The sequence below is a fragment of the Fulvimonas soli genome, from assembly GCF_003148905.1.
Taxonomy (GTDB): Bacteria; Pseudomonadota; Gammaproteobacteria; order Xanthomonadales; family Rhodanobacteraceae; genus Fulvimonas; species Fulvimonas soli.
Map to the genome: position 1 here is coordinate 281,970 of NZ_QGHC01000001.1, position 17,360 is coordinate 299,329.

Consider the following 17,360-nt stretch of genomic DNA (forward strand, 5'->3'; position numbering starts at 1 on the left):
GATAAGCCGGGTAATATCGAAAGGACTTATGTTCCGAATAGATGAATAGGCCGGGCATGGGCGGCGAGAACTACAACGACCTGCAGGCGTTCCTCGCCGTGGCGCGAGAGGGCAGCTTCACGCGCGCCGCGGCCCAGCTCGGCCTTTCGCAGTCGGCGCTGAGCCACAAGATCCAGGGACTCGAAGCGCGGCTGGGCCTGCGCCTGCTGACCCGCACCACGCGCAGCGTCTCGCCCACCGAGGCGGGTTCGCGGCTGCAAGAGGCACTGGTCCCGAACTTCGAGAACATCGACGCCGCGCTCGCTGGCCTGAGCGAGCTGCGCGACAAGCCCAGCGGCAACATCCGCATCACCTCGAGCGAACACGCCGCGGCCACGATCCTCTGGCCGGCGCTGGAGAAATTCCTGCCGCAGTACCCGGACATCCGCGTCGAGGTGGTCAGCGATTCCACGCTCACCGACATCGTGGCCGAGCGCTTCGACGCCGGCATCCGCCTGGGCGAGCAGGTCGCGCAGGACATGATCGCGGTGCCGATCGGGCCGCCCACGCGCCTGGTGGTGGCCGGCGCGCCGGAGTACCTCGCCGCATCGCCGCCGATCGCGACGCCGCGCGACCTCACCGCGCACGACTGCATCAACCTGCGTTTCCTGACGCACGGCGGCCTGTATGCGTGGGAGTTCGAGAAGGACGGCCACGCGCTCAACGTGCGCGTGCAGGGGCGGCTGATCTTCAACAGCCTGCAGCGCATCCTCGAGGCCGCGCTGGCGGGCTTCGGGCTCGCCTACCTCCCCGAGGACATGGTCCTGCCGCACATCCGCGGCGGACGCCTGCGCCAGGTGCTGGACGACTGGTGCCCGCTGTTCGCCGGCTACCACCTTTACTACCCGAGCCGGCGGCAGCCTTCGCCGGCCTTCGCGTTGCTGGTCGACGCGCTCCGCTACCGGAAGCGCCGCTGAGGCGGGGTGGGCACCGGCCAGGGCCGGTCCGGGCTCACGGGGGCGCCGCCCAAACAAAAGGCCCCGGAAAGGGGCCTCGGATCACACTGGTACCGGTGATAGGACTCGAACCTACACTCTGTCGCCAGAAGCGGATTTTGAGTCCGCCGCGTCTACCATTCCGCCACACCGGCACGTGGGCAGGCGATTATGCCGGCATCAATGGACCGGGTCGAGCCCCAGCTGGCGCTCGCAGCGCTGGTACCAGTGGTCCTCCGGCAGCGGCTGGAAGACCGCGCAGTGGGTCATGTTGCCCGAGTAGATGTGCAGGCTGACCGCCACCGTGTCCTCGCTGGGATTGCGGATGGTGTGATACTCGTGCGGCGGGATCAGGCTGCCGGCCGAGCCGGGGCCGGCCTGGATCGAGCCGACCGGCTGGAAGCACACGCGCTGCTCGCCGTCGCTCTGCACCCGCTCGTACTGCACCACCTCCAGCGCGCCGCTCCACACGCCTTCCACGCACCACATGCCGCAGTGGTCGTGGATCGGGGTGCCCTGGCCGGGCGCCCAGGTCATCGCCACCACGCAGTAGCCGTGCTCCTCGCTGCGGTACAGCTCGCGGCGGGCGTAGCGGCCCTCGGCGGTCTCGAACACGCAGTCGGGGAGCTTCACCGCGCCGCTGCGGATCAGCTTGCACAGGCTGTTGCGCAGGCTGTCGGTGATGGCGTGGGTGGACTCCTTGCTGACCGCGGTGTCGATCGCGTCGATCAGTTCGTGGCAGCCGGGGAATTCCGTGGTGAGCATGGTGCTTCTCGAATGGCGGCGTCGCGCGCCGATTTTATCAGCGCGGGCCGGAGCCGGCGTGCAGGCGGTTCAGGAAGCCGCCGATGGCGCGGCTGTAGTTGGGGATGTCGACCAGGAAGGCGTCGTGGCCCTGCGGCGAGTCCAGCGCGACGAACTCGACCTCGGCGCCGGCCGCGCGCAGGCCCTCGGCGATCTGCTCCTGCTGCTCCAGCGGGAACAGGATGTCGGTGCTCACGCCGATCACCAGCGCGCGTTCGACGCGGATGCGCTTCAAGCCCTCCAGCACGCTGCCGCCGCCGTACTCGGCCACGTCGAACCAGTCGCTGGCGCGCGACAGGTACAGGTAGCTGTTGGGGTCGAAGGTGCGCACGAAGCGCTGGGCGTGGCCTTGCAGGTAGGACTCCACCTGGAACTCGAAGCCGAACGGCTGCTCCTCGCGCTGCTCGGGATCGAGCCGGATGCGCGCGAAGCGGCCGTTCCATTCCATGGCCGAACGGTAGGTGATCACGCCGAGCTTGCGCGCGATGCTCATGCCGGCGTCGGGGTAGGTGCCGCCCTCGGCCGCGTGGAGGTCGTAGTCGCCGCCGGCCCAGCCCGGATCGAGCCGGATCGCCTCGCGCTGCAGCGAGCGGATCGCGATGGCGAACGGCTGCGCCTGCGGCGCGGTGTCCACGCTGACGTGCGCGCGCACGCTGCCGGGGTGCCGCAGCATGTAGGCCAGCGCGCTCATGCCGCCCATCGAGCAGCCGACCAGGCAGGCCAGCCGCTCGACGCCGAGGCCGTCGCGGACCACTGCGTGCGCGGCGTCGGCGACGTCCTCCAATGACAGTTCCGGGAAGCGCAGCCGGTACGGCCGGCCGGTGGCCGGATCGACCGAGGCGGGGCAGGTGGAGCCCTTGTCGCTGCCCAGCGAGTTCACGCAGACCACGAACCAGCGGTTGGTGTCGATCGCCTTGCCGGGGCCGATCATGCCTTCCCACCAGCCCGGCGAAGGGTCATCCGGGCTGGAGGCGGCGTGCGCGCTGGGCGAGAGGCCGGTGAGGATCAGCAGCGCGTTGTCGCGCGCGGCGTTCAGTGCGCCCCAGGTCTCGTAGGCGACGCGGGCGCCGTGCAGCGCGCCGCCGCGCTTCATCGGGAAGGGCGAGGGCAGGGCGTGGTAGCGGCGCGCGTCCATGGGCGTTCAGTGCACCTTGTCGATGGTGATCCTCACCGGGGCCGCGGCGTTCACGTCGACCACGCCGGCGTCGCCTTCGAGGTCGCCGGGCTGGGCGATGGCCTGGCCGCTCCTGCTGATGCGCGCGCCGACGAACACGCGCGGCACGGAGGACAGCGTGAGCTGCGGCGTCATCGCCATCGCGTCGGTCAGCGTCACCGTGGCCGGCAGCGCGGCGGCGTCGAGCCTGGCCACCGCCAGCGGCATCGGCGGGCCGTGCTCGGCGCGGGCGTAGACGAACAGCGTGTCGCCCTTGCCCACGCGCGCGGCCAGCGCGGGCGCGAGGGCGACCTCGACCTTGAGCTGCGGCCCTTGCGGCGCGGTGGAGGCGGCGCCGCCGGCCGCGTCCGTCGCGCCATCGGTGCCCGCGGGCGCGGCGGCGCTGGCCGGTGCGGCCGGCGACTGGCCGGCGCGCGCGTCGGCCACCGCGATCTGCTCGGCCACCGCCTGCGCGACGCTGGAGCCGGGCTCCAGCAGCGGCTGCAGGCGGCGCCAGAACGCGGCGGCCTCCGCGTAGCGGTCGGCCTGGAAGGCGGCGATGCCGAGCAGCCACAGCCCGCGCTGGTTGGTCGGGTCGAGCTGCACGGAGCGCTGCAGCAGCGCGAGCGCGCGGCCGTCGATGCGGTGGTCGGGGCGCACCTGCGAGTCGGCCTCGGCCCAGCCCACCATCGCGCCGACGTTGTCGGCGTCGAGCTGCAACAGGTGGTCGAAGGCGTCGCGCGCCTCGGCCGGCTGGCGCATCGCGGTCATGCTCTGCGCCAGCAGCGCCCAGCCCTGCGCGTCGCCGGGCTGCTGCCCGAGGTGCTCGCGCAGCTGGGCGATGGCCTGGTCGATGTCCTGCATCGTCGGCTGGCGGCTCACGCCGTCGAGCGCGGCCGGCGTGCCGACCAGCACGTACAGGCCGATCGCCGCCAGCGGCAGCGCGAAGGCCAGGCCCAGCCCCAGCGCGAACACGCCGCGCGGGCGGCCGAGCCGGCGCCCGGCGCGCAGCAGCGGCACCAGCAGCAAGGCCAGCGCCACGACGATCATGGCCGTGGCGATCAGGAAGAAAGCGGTTTTCACCAATCGTCCCCGTTGTCGGTCGGCGCGGTCGCCGCGGCCGGCGCCGCGCGGCTGCGGCGGCGGATGGTGAGCCACACCACCGCGCCGCCGGCCAGCAGGATCAGCGCCGGGCCGAACCACAGCAGCACGGTGCCGCGGTCCAGCGGCGGGTCGTACAGCACGAACCTGGAATAGCGGTCGACCAGGTACTGCTTGATCTCGTCGTCGCTCTTGCCCTGCCGCATCAGGCCGAACACCTCGTGGCGCAGGTCGCGCGCCAGGTCGGCGTTGGAGTCGGCCAGGTTCTCGTTCTGGCAGACCAGGCAGCGCAGCTGGCGCGTCAGGTTCTGGAAGCGCACTTCCTCGGCGCGGTCCCTGAACGGCAGCGGGTCGATCGCCTGCGCTGCGGCGAGGCCGGCGGCGAGCAGCAGGACGCAGGCCAGCAGGCGGAACGGCGCGTGCATCACGGCGCCTCCTTCCGCAGCGCGGCGATGCGCGGCTTCAATTCCTTCTCGATCACCTCGGGGGTGAACGGGCCGATGCGCTTGTAGCGGATCACGCCCCGGGCGTCGATCAGGAAGCTCTCCGGCGCGCCGTACACGCCGAAGTCGATCGCGGTGCGGCCCTCGCGGTCGGCGATCACCAGGTCGTAGGGATTGCCGTGCTGCGCCAGCCAGGCCTTGGCGTCGGCGGGATCGTCCTTGTAGTCGTAGCCGACCAGCGGGATGCCCAGGCTGCGGCCCTCGGCCATCAGCACCGGGTGCTCGTCGCCGCAGGCCACGCACCAGCTGGCAAACACGTTGAGCAGGTAGGGCTTGCCCAGCATGTCGGCCTTGGCGAGCGTCCTGGACGGGTCGTCCAGGTGCGGCAGCGCGTAGGCCGGCGCGGGCTTGCCGATCAGCGGCGAGGGTACCTCGCGCTGGTCGTGGCCGGTGTTCCACCAGATGCCGAAGCCGAACAGCGCCACCAGCAGCAGGAAGGCGAACAGCGGGACCAGCCGGCTCATGCGCGCGACTCCCGTGCGATCGCCGCCGCGGGCGCGGCCTCCGGCTGCGCCGCGCCGGCCGTGCGCCTGGCACGGAAGCGCCTGTCCGCCGCGCTGGCGAAGCCGCCCAGCATCATCAGCAGGCCGCCGGCCCAGATCCAGCGCACGAAGGGCTTTTCGTAGAGCCGCAGCGCCCAGGCGCCTTCCAGGTTGCCCGCGTCCATCGGCTCGCCCAGCGCCACGTAGAGGTCGCGGGTCACGCCCGGGTCGATCGCCGACTCGGTCTGCACCTGGCCGCGCAGGTAGGTGCGCTTCTGCGGGTGCATCACGGCGACGGTGCGGCCGTCCTTGAGCACGGTGACGGTGCCCTGCTCGGCGTGCCAGTTCGGGCCGCGGGTGGCGTGCACGCCGTCGAAGCGGAAGCGGTAGGCGCCGATGGCCTGCTCGTCGCCCGGCGCCATGCGCACGTCGCGCGTCACGCTGAGCGATTCGGACAGCAGCACGCCGACCAGGAACACGCCCACGCCGAAGTGCGCCAGCAGCATGCCGGCCATCTCGGCCGGGTAGCGGCGGCCGCGCGGCATCTCGCGCCAGCGCTTGTAGACGTAGAGCAGGGTACCCACGCCGACCCACGCCGCGCCGGCGGTGCCGGCGATGGCCTTGGGCTGGCCGCCGACCAGGAAGGCGGCGACGACGGCGCCGGCCACCGCCGCCACGGCCACGCGCAGCAGCACGCTCCTGAGCAGGCCGGTGTCGCCCGCGCCACCCCAGCGCAGGAACGGGCCGAACGGCAGCAGCACCACCACCGGCAGCATCAGCAGGGTGAACAGGAAGCCGAAGTAGGGCGGGCCCACCGAAACCTTGCCCAGGTCCAGCGCGTCGCCCACCAGCGGGAACAGCGTGCCGAGCAGCACCATCGCCGCGGCCACGGCGAGCATCAGGTTGCCGACCAGCACCGCGCTCTCGCGCGAGACCGCGCCGAACGGCTTGCCGCCGGCCACCTTGGGCGCGCGCAGCGCGTACAGCAGCAGCGAGCCGCCCACCACCACGGCGAGGAAGCACAGGATGAACAGGCCGCGCCGCGGGTCGGAGGCGAAGGCGTGCACCGAGGTGAGCACGCCCGAGCGCACCAGGAAGGTGCCCAGCAGCGAGAGCGAGAAGGCGAAGATCGACAGCAGGATGGTCCAGGCGCGCAGCGAGCCGCGCTTCTCGGTCACCGCCTGCGCGTGCACCAGCGCGGCGCCGACCAGCCAGGGCATGAAGCTGGCGTTCTCCACCGGGTCCCAGAACCACCAGCCGCCCCAGCCGAGCTCCGCGTAGGCCCACCAGCTGCCGGCCACGATGCCGGCGGAGAGGAAGCCCCAGGCCACGTTGGTCCACGGCCGCGACCAGCGCACCCAGGCCTGCTCCAGCTCGCCGCCGAGCAGGCCGGCGATGGCGAAGGCGAAGGCCACCGAGAAGCCCACGTAGCCCATGTAGATCACGGGCGGGTGGAAGGTCATGCCCGGGTCCTGCAGCACCGGGTTGAGGTCGCCGCCGTCGGCGGGCATCGGCAGCAGGCGCTCGAACGGGTTGGAGGTGAACAGGATGAAGGCGAGGAAGCCCGCCGCGATCAGCCCCAGCACGCCCACCACGCGGGCCAGGAAGGGCTCCGGCAGCGAGCGGCTCAGCGCGATCAGCGCCACCGTCCACACGTCGAGGATCGCCACCCACAGCAGCATCGAGCCCTCGTGCGCGCCCCACACCGCGGCGATGCGGTAGTACCAGGGCAGCGCGAGGTTGGAGTTGTCGGCGACGTAGCGCACCGAGAAGTCGAACTGCAGGAAGGCCCACACCAGCAGCATGAACGCGGTGCCCACGAACACCGCCTGGCCCGCCGCGGCGGGGCGCGCCAGCGCCATCAGCGCGCGGTTGCCGCGCCAGGCGCCGAGGATCGGCAGGACGCCCTGCGCCAGCGCCAGCAGCAGGGCGAGGACCAGCGCGAGTTGGCCGAGTTCGGGGATCATGGGGAGGATGGCCGCAAAGCGGTGGACGGGCAACGCGCGCCACGGCGGCGCGGGCGTGGGGCGTGGGCCGGCCGGGGCGGGGGCAGGGCGTGCATGGCTCGGTTCATTCCCGCGTCCCCCGTTCCGCGTCCCCGCCTCCCACCTGCTTCCCCTGGTGCGCCTTCGCCATCGCTTCCTTCAGCTCCTTCGGCATGTAGGTCTCGTCGTGCTTGGCGAGCACCTCGGTGGCGACGAAGTGGGCGTTGTCCATGTGGCCGGTGGCGATCACCGACTGGTTGTCGCGGAACAGGTCCGGCAGGATGCCGGTGTACTCCACCGGCATCGCGCCATTGGCGTCGACCACGGTGAAGGTGACCTTGAGCGAGTCCGGCGAGCGCTGGATCGAGCCGGCCTTGACCATGCCGCCCAGGCGGAAGGTCTGGTAGGCGCTGGCCTCGCCCGACTGCACCTGGCTCGGGGTGAACAGGTAGTTCATGTTCCGCTGCAGCGCGAACACGGCCAGGCCGATCGCCACGGCGGCGGCGGCGAGCACCAGCAGGACCAGGATGAGGCGGCGTTTGCGGGCGGGGTTCATCGTTCGCTCGGCAGGGATCCGGGGGCCGGCGCGCGCTGGCGGCGCGCCTGGCGGGCGAGGCGCGCGCGCAGCTCGCGCAGGATGCGGCGGCGACGCAGCGCGGGGGAGAGGAAGTCGGCGGCCAGCACCAGCAGGAACACCGCGTAGGCCGGCCACACGTAGGCGGCGTAGCCGCCCATGGCGAAGAAGCCGTTCATGCGCGCTCCTCCGCCTCGGCGATGCGCCGCACCCAGTCCTTGCCGCCTTCCAGCTCCAGCAGGTCGGCGCGCACGCGGCCGCACAGGCTGGCGAGGTAGTAGCACTTGGTCGCCACCATCATGGTCAGCAGCGGCCACAGCATGTCGCCGCTGATCTTCGAGGGGCCGAGGATGCGCACGGTGGAGCCCTGGTGCAGGGTGTTCCACCAGTTCACCGAGAAATGCACGATCGGCACGTTGACGATGCCGATGAGGGCGAGGAAGGCGGCGGCGCGCGCGCCCTGGCGGCGGTCCTCGAAGGCGTGGTACAGCCCGATCACGCCCAGGTACAGGAACAGCAGCACCAGCTCGGAGGTGAGCCGCGCGTCCCAGGTCCACCAGGTGCCCCACATCGGCTTGCCCCACAGCGAGCCGGTGACCAGGGTGACGAAGGTGAAGGCCGCGCCGATCGGCGCCGACTCCATCGCCACCACCTCGGCCAGCTTCACCCGCCACACCAGCGCGACGAACGAGGCCACGGCCATCGCCCCGTAGATGAACAGGCTCATCCACGCGCAGGGCACATGGATGAAGATGATCCGGTAGGCATCATGTTGATACCGGTCCTGTGGTGCCAGCACTAGCCCGCCGTACAGCGCCACCGCGCCGAGCAGCGCGGCCAGCGCCAGCGCCCACGGGCGCACCGCGCCGGCGAAGCGGTAGAAGATCGGCGGCGAGCCGAGCTTGTGCACCCAGAGCGGGATCCAGTTGGCCATCTCAAGCGTCCAGCGCGATACGTAGAGCGACGGCGCAGGCCAGCGGAGCCAGCACCAGCGCCAGCGCGAGGCCGGCGCCGAGCCAGGCGACGGGCGCGGACCACGGCAGCCCTTGCTGAGCGGCGGCCACGGCGCCGGCGGCGAAGATCACCACCGGCACGCACAACGGCAGCAGCATCAGGGCCAGCAGCATACCAGAGCGCCGCGTGCCAGCCGTCAGCGCCACCAGCACCGCGCCGAGCAGGCTGAGCAGCGGCGTGGCCAGCAGCAGCGCCAGCAGCAGCGCCGGCAGCACCGCCGCGGGTAGGTGCAGCATGCCGGCCAGCAGCGGCGCCACCACGATCAGCGGCAGCGCGGTGGCCAGCCAGTGGGCGAGGATCTTCATGCCCAGCAGCGGCGCCAGCGGCTGCGGCGAGAGCACCAGCTGCTCCAGCGAGCCGTCCTCCAGGTCGCTGCGGAACATGCCGTCGAGCGCCAGCAGCATCGCCAGCAGCACGGTCACCAGCACCACGCCGCCGGCGATGCGTTGCAGCAGCGCGTCCTCCGGGCCCAGCGCGAAGGGGAACAGCGTGGCCACGATCAGCGCGTACAGCACCGGCATGGCGAGGTCGCCGCGGCGGCGCCAGGCCAGCACCAGGTCGCGGCGCAGCACGGCGGCGCAGGCGCGGGACAGCGGCGCGCCGCTCATGCGTGCATCCTGATCCGCCGCGGCTCGCCGCCGTGGAAGCTCACCGCGCCGTGGCTGGTCACCAGCGCGCTGCCGCCGCCGTCGACGTGCCGTTCCAGCACGCGGTTGACCAGCGCGATGCCGGCGCGGTCGAGGTTGGCGTAGGGCTCGTCCAGCAGCCACAGCGTGCCGGGCAGCAGCAGCAGGCGGGCCAGCGCGGCGCGCTTCTTCTGGCCGGCGGAAAGGCGGCGCACCGGCTCGTCCTCGTAGCCGGCCAGGCCCACCTCGTCCAGCGCGCCGGCCACGCTGGCGCCCTCGCGCGCGCCGTGCAGGCCGGCGGCGATGGCGAGGTTCTCGCGCGGGCTGAGGTCGCCCTTCAGGCCCAGCTGGTGGCCGAGCAGCAGCGTCTCGCCCGCGCAGGCCTCGCGCCGCCACGGCGCGCCGCGCCAGTAGAGCTCGCCGGCGCCCACGTGCAGCAGGCCGGCGAGCAGGCGCAGCAGGGTGGTCTTGCCGCTGCCGTTGTCGCCTTCCACCAGCGCCAGCTCGCCCTCGCCGAGGCTGAAGTCCAGCGGGCCGAACACGGGCTCGTCCGCGCGGAGGAAGGACAGGGCCCGTGCCTCGAGCAGCGGGACGGCGGTGGCGGCGGCGGTCATCCGCGCGATTGTCCGCAATGCGCGGCGGGCTTGTCCATGCGGCGCAGTGCCGCCGCCGGGGGGCCGGGGCAGGTATCGGGGCCTGTCCGCGACAGTGGGCGGTGGTCCGCCACTTCGCGGCCGGAGGCCGCTCCCGCAGGAGTCCGGCAAGCCTTGCGGGAGCGGCCTCCGGCCGCGATCACCCTGGCCCGAGACCACCGACGGCCGGACGCCGCATCTCCACGCCACCGCGGTTCATCCCGCTGGCGGGGTCCAGCGCAGTCGGGCGGGAGCGTCGCCGCGGCCGTGCAGGTAGGCGTGCTGGCCGAAGCGGCGCATCAGCGCGTCCAGCGCGGCGGTGTCCGGGCCGACCACGAACAGGCTGGGCTCGTGCCAGCCGTCGCCGCCCAGGCCGATGGCGGGCAGGACGCGCACGGTCGCGGGGTGCCGGCGCAGCGCCGCCAGCAGCTCGCGCTGCGCGGCGCGGTTCTCCTCGTCCGTGCACCGCTCCGAGCGCGGGTTGCAGGCGGTGACGAAGCCCCAGGCGGCCTCGCCCACGACCGCCTGGAGGGCGGGCGGCAGCGGCCGGTCGGGCGCGAGGCGCGCCCACTCGGCCGGCTCCACCCAGGCGAGGTAGTCGGCGGCGCGGTAGTCGGCGGCGAGCGCCTCATCCATGCGGCAGCGGTGGCAGGGCGGCCCGCAGCTGCGCCACCGCAGCGTCGAGGTCCACCCGCGCCGGGTCGCCGCCGGCCTCGCCCAGCAGGCGGTCGAGCAGGGCGTCCTGCGCGCGGCCGCGCTCCAGCGCGTAGGCGTAGGGCAGGTGGGTGAAGGTGACCATGCGGTAGCGCGCCATGAAGTGCCGCGGCTCGCGCTCGGCCAGCTTCAGGCCGAGCTCGCGGCGGGCCAGGTAGCGCGGGTCGGCCACCGAGTCGCGCATCTCCACGTAGTTCTCCAGCGCCATCCGCGCGATGGCGTCGGCGTTGGGCTGGCGGATGCGCTGGAACTCGGCGAAGGCGCCGGCGGTGTCGCCACCGCAGCCGGCCAGCAGCTCGGCCAGCGCCACGGTGTCCTCGAAGCCGCAGTTCATGCCCTGGCCGTGGAACGGCACGATGGCGTGCGCGGCGTCGCCCACCAGCACGGCGTGGCCGTCCAGGTGCCAGCGCTCGAGGTACAGCGTGGCCAGCGTGCCCACCGGGTGGGCGTCGTAGTCCGCGGCGAAGCGCGGGATCAGCGGCAGCAGGTCGGTGAACTCCTCGCGGAAGAAGGCCGCGGCCGCGGTGGCGTCGGGCAGGCTGGCGAAGCTGGGGTGCGGCCCCTGCGCGGGCAGGAACAGGGTGACGGTGAAGCTGCCCTCGGTGTTGGGCAGGGCGATGCACATGTAGCCGCCGCGCGGCCAGATGTGCAGGGCGTTGGGCTCGATGGCGAACTGCTCGCGGCCGCCGCCGTCGCGCGGCGGCGCGGCCGGCAGCTCGCGGGCGGGCGGGATCTCCAGCTCCTTGTAGCCGTGGCCCAGCCATTCGGTGCGCTCGCCGAGGTCGGCCTGCGCGTGCATCGCCGCGCGCAGCGCGGAGCCGGCGCCGTCGGCGCCGACCAGCACGCCGGCGTCGCATTCGCGCTCGACGCCGCGCTCGTCGGCGAGGCGGATGCGGCGGCGCCCGAAGTCCGCGCCGGCCAGCGCCTGGCCGAAGTGGAAGCGCACCCCGGCGGCCTCGGCGGCGTCCAGCAGCAGCATGTTCAGCGCGCCGCGCGAGACCGACCAGATCACCTCGCGGTCGTCCACGCCGTAGCGCTGCAGGCCGCCGCCGCCGTCGCGCGCGTGCACCATGCGGCCGCGCATCATCACCGCGCGGCGCAGCACCTCGTCGGCCAGGCCGGCGCTGCGCAGGGCGTGCAGGCCGCGTTCGGCCAGGGCGAGGTTGATCGAGCGCCCGCCGGCGAAGCCCGCGGTGCGCGGGTCGGGGCGCTTCTCGAACACGTCGACGGCGAAGCCGCGCCCGGCCAGCTGCCGGGCGAGCAGGGCGCCGACCAGGCCGCCGCCGACGAGGGTGATGGGTGGATGCGACATGGGCGATCCCGCGCTCAGGATCGCGCCACTGTTCCGCAAGCCGCGTACCGCCGCAAGCCGGACGGCGCGGGCGTCAGCCCTTGCGGCCGCCCTTGCCGCCGGCGGCGGGTCCCGGTCCCTGCTGCGCCTGCGTGGCGGCGTCGAGGAAGCCGCGCTGCATCGACTTCCACATGTCCAGGTTGCGCTCGGTCAGGTCGTTGAGCATGGCCCACGGCGTCTGCCCCATCAGGCTGTTGAGCTGGCTGCGGAACTGCTGCTGCTGGTCCAGGAACACCTGCAGGCTGCGCTCGAGGTAGGGGCCCATGAAGCCCTGCAGCGAGTCGCCGTAGAAGCGGATGATCTGGCTGAGCAGCTGCGGCGAGAGCATCGGCTGGCCCTTCTCCTCGTGCTCGGAGATGATCTGCAGCAGCACGGAGCGGGTCAGGTCCTCGCCGCTCTTGGCGTCGCGGACCTCGAAGCTCTCGCCGTCCAGCACCAGCTGGCGCACCTCTTCCAGCGTGATGTAGCTGGAGATCTCGGTGTCGTAGAGACGGCGGTTGGGATACTTCTTGATGATGCGGGTTGTTTGTGCCATGCGGCAAACCTAGCAGAAGGTATTGCGCCGCACCAGTCGCCCCCGTGATGGCGGATGCTGCACTTCCGGGTGCAGCAATCCGCCCGCTTGCGCGTCGCGTCAATGGCCCATCGCGCCGCCGGCGCTGCCGAACGGCGGGCGCGCGAACCACAGCACCGGGATCAGCGCCACGAACAGCACCGCGCAGCCGAAGAACACGTCGTTCACCGCCAGGGTCAGCGCCTCGCGGTTCACCAGCTGGTCGGCCAGCCCCAGCACCTGCCGCGACAGCAGGCCCCAGTGGCCGGCCGTCTGCAGGAAGCCGGTGGCGGCCGGGTGGTCCGGCGACACGCTCTCGGTGAGCACCGCATGGTGGAAGGTGCCGCGGTGCTCCCACAGCGTCACCGTGATCGCGGTGGACATGCTCGAGCCCATGGTGCGGAAGAAGTTGGCCAGGCCCGAGGCGCTGGCGATGTCCGTCGCCGGCAGCCCCGCCAGGTAGATCTGGTTGAGCGGGATGAAGAAGCAGGGGATCGCCAGACCCATCACGAAGCGCGGCAGCACCAGGGTGGAGAACGAGGCCGAGCTGTCGAAGGTGGAGAACCAGTACGAGGTGGCCGCGAACATCACGAAGGCGAAGGTCACCACCGCGCGCAGCTCCAGCCGGTGCATGTTGCGGCCGAGCAACGGCGAGACCAGGAAGGCCAGCACGCCCACCGGCGCGGTCGCCAGGCCGGCCCAGGTGGCGGTGTAGCCCAGCGTGGTCTGCAGCCACAGCGGGAACACCACGTTGATGCCGAAGAAGGCGAACATCCCCAGCGACAGCGCCAGCACGCCCACGGTGAAGTTGCGCTGGCGGAACAGCGACAGGTCCACCACCGGGTGCTTGGCGTGCAGCTCCCACACCACCAGGAAGGTGAGGCAGACCAGCGCCACGATGCCCAGCGTGGTGATCATCGGCGAGGCGAACCAGTCGTGGTCGTTGCCGTTGTCCAGCATGAACTGCAGCGCGCCCACGCCGACCACCAGCAGGCCCAGGCCGACCATGTCGATCGGCATGCGCACGGTCCTGGTCTCGCGCTTGCGCAGCAGCGCCCAGGTGATCGCCGCGGCGAGCAGGCCCACCGGCAGGTTGATGTAGAAGATCCAGGGCCAGGAGAAGTTGTCGGTGAGGTAGCCGCCGAGGATCGGGCCGAAGATCGGCGCCACCACCACGGTCATCGCCCACAGCGCCAGCGCGATGCCCTGGCGCTCCTTCGGGTAGCTGGACAGCAGCAGCGTCATCGACAGCGCCACCATCGGGCCGGAGCCGGCGCCCTGCATCAGGCGCGCGAACACCAGCATCGGCATCGAGGTGGCCAGGCCGCACAGCATGGAGAACACCACGAACAGCAGCACCGAGGCGACGAAGGTCCGCACCTCGCCGAAGCGCTTGGCCACCCAGCCGGTGAGCGGCTGCATGATGGCGCTGGCCATGGCGTAGGAGCTGATCGTCCAGGTGCCCTCGCTGGGGCTCACGCCCAGGCTGCCGGCGATGTGCGGCACGGCGACGTTGACGATGGTCATGTCCAGCACCTCCATGAAGGTGCTGAACGCGACCGCGGCGGTGAGCAGCACCAGCGCGCCGCCGTGCAGCGGCTTCGGCGGCGGCGCGGCCTCGTTGGGGACGGCGGCCATGGCGGCGGCTCAGTCGGCGCGGGGCAGGTTGGCGCGGATGATCTTGTCCGCTTCCTCGTCCGCCTGCGCGGCCATGCGCGCGTAGACGTCCGTCTCGGCCACCGGCTGCCGCGCCGGCGCGGCCGGCAGCACCGGGCCCTTGTCGTCGGTGACGTCCACGGTGACGTCGGTGGACAGGCCCAGGCGCAGCGGGTGCTTGTCCAGCTCCTTGTCGTCCAGCGCGATGCGCACCGGCACGCGCTGCACCACCTTGATCCAGTTGCCGGTGGCGTTCTGCGCCGGCAGCAGCGAGAACACGCTGCCGGTGCCGGCGCCGATGCCGACCACCTTGCCGTGGTACTCCACGCCGCCGCCGTACACGTCGGCCTCGATTTTCGCCGGCTGGCCGATGCGGATGTGGCGCAGCTGGCCCTCCTTGAAGTTGGCGTCGATCCACAGGTCGTGCAGCGGCACCACGGTCATCAGCTGCTGGCCGGGCTGCACGCTGTTGCCGACCTGCACGCTGCGCTGGGCCACGTAGCCGGTCACCGGCGCGTAGATCGCGTTGCGTTGCGCGGCCACCCAGGCGGCGCGGAAGTTGGCGCGCGCCTGCTCCACCGCGGGGTTGTCGGCGATCACCGTGCCCTCGATCGCGGCGTGGGCGGCGGCGGCCTGCGCCCTGGCCGCGTCCAGCGCGGCCTGCGCCTGCTGCACGCCGTCGCGCAGGTGCTGCACGATCTCCGGCGACTCGGCCTGCGCGGCGACCAGCGGCAGGTGGCGGGCGAGGTCCGCCTGCGCCTTCTTCAGCGCGATCTCGCTCGCCGCGACCTGGGCGTCGGCGCTGCTGGCCGAGCTGGTCTGCTGGCGCACGCCGCGCACCGCCTGGGCGAGCGCGCTGCGCGCCTGCTGCAGGCGCACGTCGGCGTCGGTGCTGTCGAGCCTGACCAGCACCTGGCCGGCCTCCACGCGCTGGGTGTCGTCGGCCAGGATCGCCACCACCGTGCCGGGCACCTGGGCGGAGATCGCCACCTGGTTGCCGCCCACGTAGGCGTTGTCGGTCTTGACCCGGGTGGAGAACACGAACAGCCACAGCAGGAACCAGCCGAGCGCGGCCAGCACGAAGATCGCGGTGACGAGCAGCAACGCGCGGCGGCGCTTGGCCGGGTCCTTGGCCGCCATGCCGCTGTCGTTGCCGGCGGGCGTGCCGTTCTTGGAGGTGGGGTCAGTGGCGCTCATCGGCGTCTCCGGAATGGGTCGTGGGGGCGGTGGGGGCGGAAGCGTTGGCGGCGACGGCGGGCGGCTGCTCGGCCATGCGGTAGCCGCCGCCCAGCGCCTTGACCAGCGCCAGGTCGGCGGCGACCGCCTGCGCGTGCAGCTGGGTCTCGCTGTCGCGCTGTTGCAGCAGCTGCGCCTGCGCGGCCAGGCTCTCGCGGGCGTCGCTCACGCCCTGGCGCACGCGCGCCCGGGCGCTGTCGGCCAGCTGCCGGTCGGCGGCGAGCTGCGCCTGCTGCTCGTCGCGGCGCGCGGCCAGCGTCTGCGCCGTCAGTGTCTGGGTGGAGACCTCGCGCGCCGCGGCCAGCACCGTGCTTTCGTACTGCGCCACCGCGCCTTCCAGCTGCGCCCGGCTGATGCCGTAGTTGGCCTTGAGCAGGCCGCTGTTGAAGATCGGCAGGTGCAGCGCCGGGGTCAGCGAGAAGACGCGGCTGCCGGTGGTGAACAGCTTGTCCAGGTCGATGCTGGACAGCCCGGCCATGGCGCCGAGGCTGAGGTCGGGCAGGAACTGCGCGCGGGCGACGTCGGTCTGGCGCAGCGCCGCCTCGACCTGCCAGCGGGTGGCGGCGATGTCCGGCCGGCGCGCGATCAGGTCGATGCCGGCGTTGGCCGGCAGGCCGCCGGCGATCGCCGGCAGCGGCCGCGGGTGCAGCGTCGGCAGTTCCGCCGGGGAGACGCCGACCAGCGCCGCCAGCGCGGCGAGGCGGATGCTGGCCGAGCCGGCCAGCGCCGCGCGCATCTCGCGCGCCGCGGCCAGCTGCGCGCGGGCCTTCTGCGCCTCGTCCGGGCGGTCCACGCCCTGCCGCACGCGCAGCTCGGCGATGCGCAGCAGGCCCTGCTGCACGGCGAGCTGCTGCTCGGCCAGCTGCAGGCGCGCCTGGTCGGCCTGCCAGCCGAAGTAGGTGTCGGCGACGGCGTACTGGATCGCCAGCGCGGCGGCGCTCTGCTGCGCCTGCGCGGCGCGGGCCTGGTCCAGCGCCGATTCGACCTCGGCGCGGTGCTTGCCCCACCAGTCGATGTCGTACTGCAGCTGCACGCCGAGGTCGCCCTGGTTGTACCAGCTGAAGCCGAGGAACTGCGACGGGATCAGGCCGTGGTCGCTCATGCGCTGGCGGGTGACCTGGGCGCTGCCGTTGACCGTGAGGCCGGCTTCTGCCGCGGCCGCCCGTGCCGACTGCTCGGCGCCGCGCAGGCGGCTCTGCGCCAGCGCCAGGTCGGGCGCCTGGCGCATCGCGCGCTCGATCAGGTCGTCCAGCTGCGGGTCGCGGTAGGCGCGCCACCAGGCCGGGTCCGGCCAGTCGGCCTGCGCGCGCGTCGGCAGGCCGGCCAGCGGTACGTCGTCGCGCAGGGCCGGATGTTCGAGCCGCGGCGGGACGGCGCAGGCCGCCACGGCCAGCGCCAGCGCCGCGGCCAGCAGCGTCCGCGCCGTCGGCAATGCGTGCTTCATCGGGATGTGCTTCATGGGGGGAGGGGTTCCAGGCGGTCGAGGTTGTCGGCCAGCTTGCGCAGCAGCCGGCCCAATTCGCGCTTGTCCGCCGCGGTGAAGCCCTCGTACATGGCGGACAGGCGGGGGAACATCGGCGGCAGCATCTTCTGCACGAAGCGCCGCCCGGCCGGCGTGATGCGGATCTGCACGCGGCGGCGGTCCTCGCGGCTGGCGCCGCGGGTGATCAGCCCGCGCTGGGTCAGCGCGTTGGCGATGCGGGTCATGTTGGTGGCGCCCTGGCTGGTGAACTCGCACAGCTCGCCCGGCGTGGAGCTGCCGTCCGGGCGGCTGTACAGGATCATCAGGGTGAGGAACTCGCTGTGGTTGAGCTTGTGCGGCTTGAGCTTGCGCTCCAGCTCCTCCAGCACGTGGCTGCCGACCATCGCCAGCAGCCGGCACAGGCGCGCCTCCTCGCCGGGCATCCCGGGCATGATCTGGCCCATCCGGCCGATGCCTTCGTCCATCATCGAGATGCAGGTGCTCAGGCGGGACATTTCACCAACGCATATTTCACCAGTG

At 72.6% G+C, this 17,360-nt stretch carries 19 protein-coding genes and 1 tRNA gene; 1 reads left to right on the plus strand and 19 read right to left on the minus strand.

The window, feature by feature from the left end:
- Positions 1-56: 56 nt before the first annotated feature.
- Complete coding sequence (locus C7456_RS01255) at positions 57-956, plus strand: LysR family transcriptional regulator (RefSeq protein WP_109721953.1); 900 nt, start codon at positions 57-59, stop codon at positions 954-956.
- Positions 957-1,043: 87 nt separating this feature from the next.
- Here the strand turns inward: C7456_RS01255 and C7456_RS01260 are convergent.
- From C7456_RS01260 to C7456_RS01350, 19 genes are all read right to left on the minus strand, one after another.
- Positions 1,044-1,129, minus strand: a tRNA-Leu gene (locus C7456_RS01260).
- 25 nt (positions 1,130-1,154) lie between these two features.
- On the minus strand, positions 1,155-1,739 hold the full coding sequence (locus tag C7456_RS01265; protein ID WP_109721954.1) for a cysteine dioxygenase family protein: 585 nt from the start codon (positions 1,737-1,739) through the stop codon (positions 1,155-1,157).
- Between the two features lie 37 nt (positions 1,740-1,776).
- A complete protein-coding gene (gene metX / locus C7456_RS01270; protein ID WP_109721955.1) occupies positions 1,777-2,913 on the minus strand; it encodes a homoserine O-acetyltransferase MetX in 1,137 nt (378 codons plus the stop codon).
- A 6-nt stretch (positions 2,914-2,919) separates the two neighbouring features.
- The gene (locus tag C7456_RS01275) at positions 2,920-4,014 is read right to left on the minus strand and encodes a tetratricopeptide repeat protein (protein WP_109721956.1); all 1,095 of its coding nucleotides are present in this window, start codon (positions 4,012-4,014) and stop codon (positions 2,920-2,922) included.
- Positions 4,011-4,457 (minus strand): cytochrome c-type biogenesis protein, encoded by a 447-nt coding sequence (locus C7456_RS01280; protein ID WP_170120143.1) that lies wholly within the window; start codon positions 4,455-4,457, stop codon positions 4,011-4,013. The genes C7456_RS01275 and C7456_RS01280 overlap by 4 nt, the downstream gene beginning before the upstream one ends.
- The gene (locus C7456_RS01285; protein WP_109721957.1) at positions 4,457-4,999 is read right to left on the minus strand and encodes a DsbE family thiol:disulfide interchange protein; all 543 of its coding nucleotides are present in this window, start codon (positions 4,997-4,999) and stop codon (positions 4,457-4,459) included. The genes C7456_RS01280 and C7456_RS01285 overlap by 1 nt, the downstream gene beginning before the upstream one ends.
- Positions 4,996-6,984 (minus strand): heme lyase CcmF/NrfE family subunit, encoded by a 1,989-nt coding sequence (locus C7456_RS01290; protein ID WP_109721958.1) that lies wholly within the window; start codon positions 6,982-6,984, stop codon positions 4,996-4,998. Before C7456_RS01290 ends, C7456_RS01285 begins: the two co-directional genes overlap by 4 nt.
- Positions 6,985-7,087: 103 nt before the next feature.
- Entirely contained in the window at positions 7,088-7,558 is a 471-nt protein-coding gene (gene ccmE, locus C7456_RS01295; RefSeq protein WP_109721959.1) for a cytochrome c maturation protein CcmE, read from the minus strand.
- Entirely contained in the window at positions 7,555-7,755 is a 201-nt protein-coding gene (gene ccmD / locus C7456_RS01300; protein WP_109721960.1) for a heme exporter protein CcmD, read from the minus strand. The genes ccmE and ccmD overlap by 4 nt, the downstream gene beginning before the upstream one ends.
- Positions 7,752-8,510: a heme ABC transporter permease gene (locus C7456_RS01305; protein ID WP_109721961.1), complete on the minus strand. Its 759-nt coding sequence runs from the start codon at positions 8,508-8,510 to the stop codon at positions 7,752-7,754. Before C7456_RS01305 ends, ccmD begins: the two co-directional genes overlap by 4 nt.
- A 1-nt stretch (position 8,511) precedes the next feature.
- Positions 8,512-9,198, minus strand: coding sequence for a heme exporter protein CcmB (ccmB, locus tag C7456_RS01310; RefSeq protein ID WP_109721962.1), 687 nt, complete (start codon positions 9,196-9,198; stop codon positions 8,512-8,514).
- Positions 9,195-9,830, minus strand: coding sequence for a cytochrome c biogenesis heme-transporting ATPase CcmA (gene ccmA, locus C7456_RS01315; protein WP_109721963.1), 636 nt, complete (start codon positions 9,828-9,830; stop codon positions 9,195-9,197). The genes ccmB and ccmA overlap by 4 nt, the downstream gene beginning before the upstream one ends.
- Before the next feature lie 234 nt (positions 9,831-10,064).
- Positions 10,065-10,484 (minus strand): DUF3293 domain-containing protein, encoded by a 420-nt coding sequence (locus tag C7456_RS01320; RefSeq protein ID WP_109721964.1) that lies wholly within the window; start codon positions 10,482-10,484, stop codon positions 10,065-10,067.
- Complete coding sequence (locus C7456_RS01325) at positions 10,477-11,874, minus strand: FAD-dependent oxidoreductase (protein ID WP_109721965.1); 1,398 nt, start codon at positions 11,872-11,874, stop codon at positions 10,477-10,479. Before C7456_RS01325 ends, C7456_RS01320 begins: the two co-directional genes overlap by 8 nt.
- A gap of 73 nt (positions 11,875-11,947) precedes the next feature.
- Positions 11,948-12,448: a polyhydroxyalkanoate synthesis repressor PhaR gene (gene phaR / locus C7456_RS01330; RefSeq protein WP_109721966.1), complete on the minus strand. Its 501-nt coding sequence runs from the start codon at positions 12,446-12,448 to the stop codon at positions 11,948-11,950.
- 99 nt (positions 12,449-12,547) lie between these two features.
- A complete protein-coding gene (locus C7456_RS01335) occupies positions 12,548-14,104 on the minus strand; it encodes a DHA2 family efflux MFS transporter permease subunit (RefSeq protein WP_109721967.1) in 1,557 nt (518 codons plus the stop codon).
- 9 nt (positions 14,105-14,113) lie between these two features.
- Complete coding sequence (locus C7456_RS01340) at positions 14,114-15,319, minus strand: HlyD/EmrA/EmrK family protein (RefSeq protein WP_109721968.1); 1,206 nt, start codon at positions 15,317-15,319, stop codon at positions 14,114-14,116.
- A complete protein-coding gene (locus C7456_RS01345; protein WP_245889733.1) occupies positions 15,306-16,817 on the minus strand; it encodes an efflux transporter outer membrane subunit in 1,512 nt (503 codons plus the stop codon). The genes C7456_RS01340 and C7456_RS01345 overlap by 14 nt, the downstream gene beginning before the upstream one ends.
- A complete protein-coding gene (locus tag C7456_RS01350; protein WP_109721970.1) occupies positions 16,814-17,335 on the minus strand; it encodes a MarR family winged helix-turn-helix transcriptional regulator in 522 nt (173 codons plus the stop codon). Before C7456_RS01350 ends, C7456_RS01345 begins: the two co-directional genes overlap by 4 nt.
- Positions 17,336-17,360 lie beyond the last annotated feature (25 nt).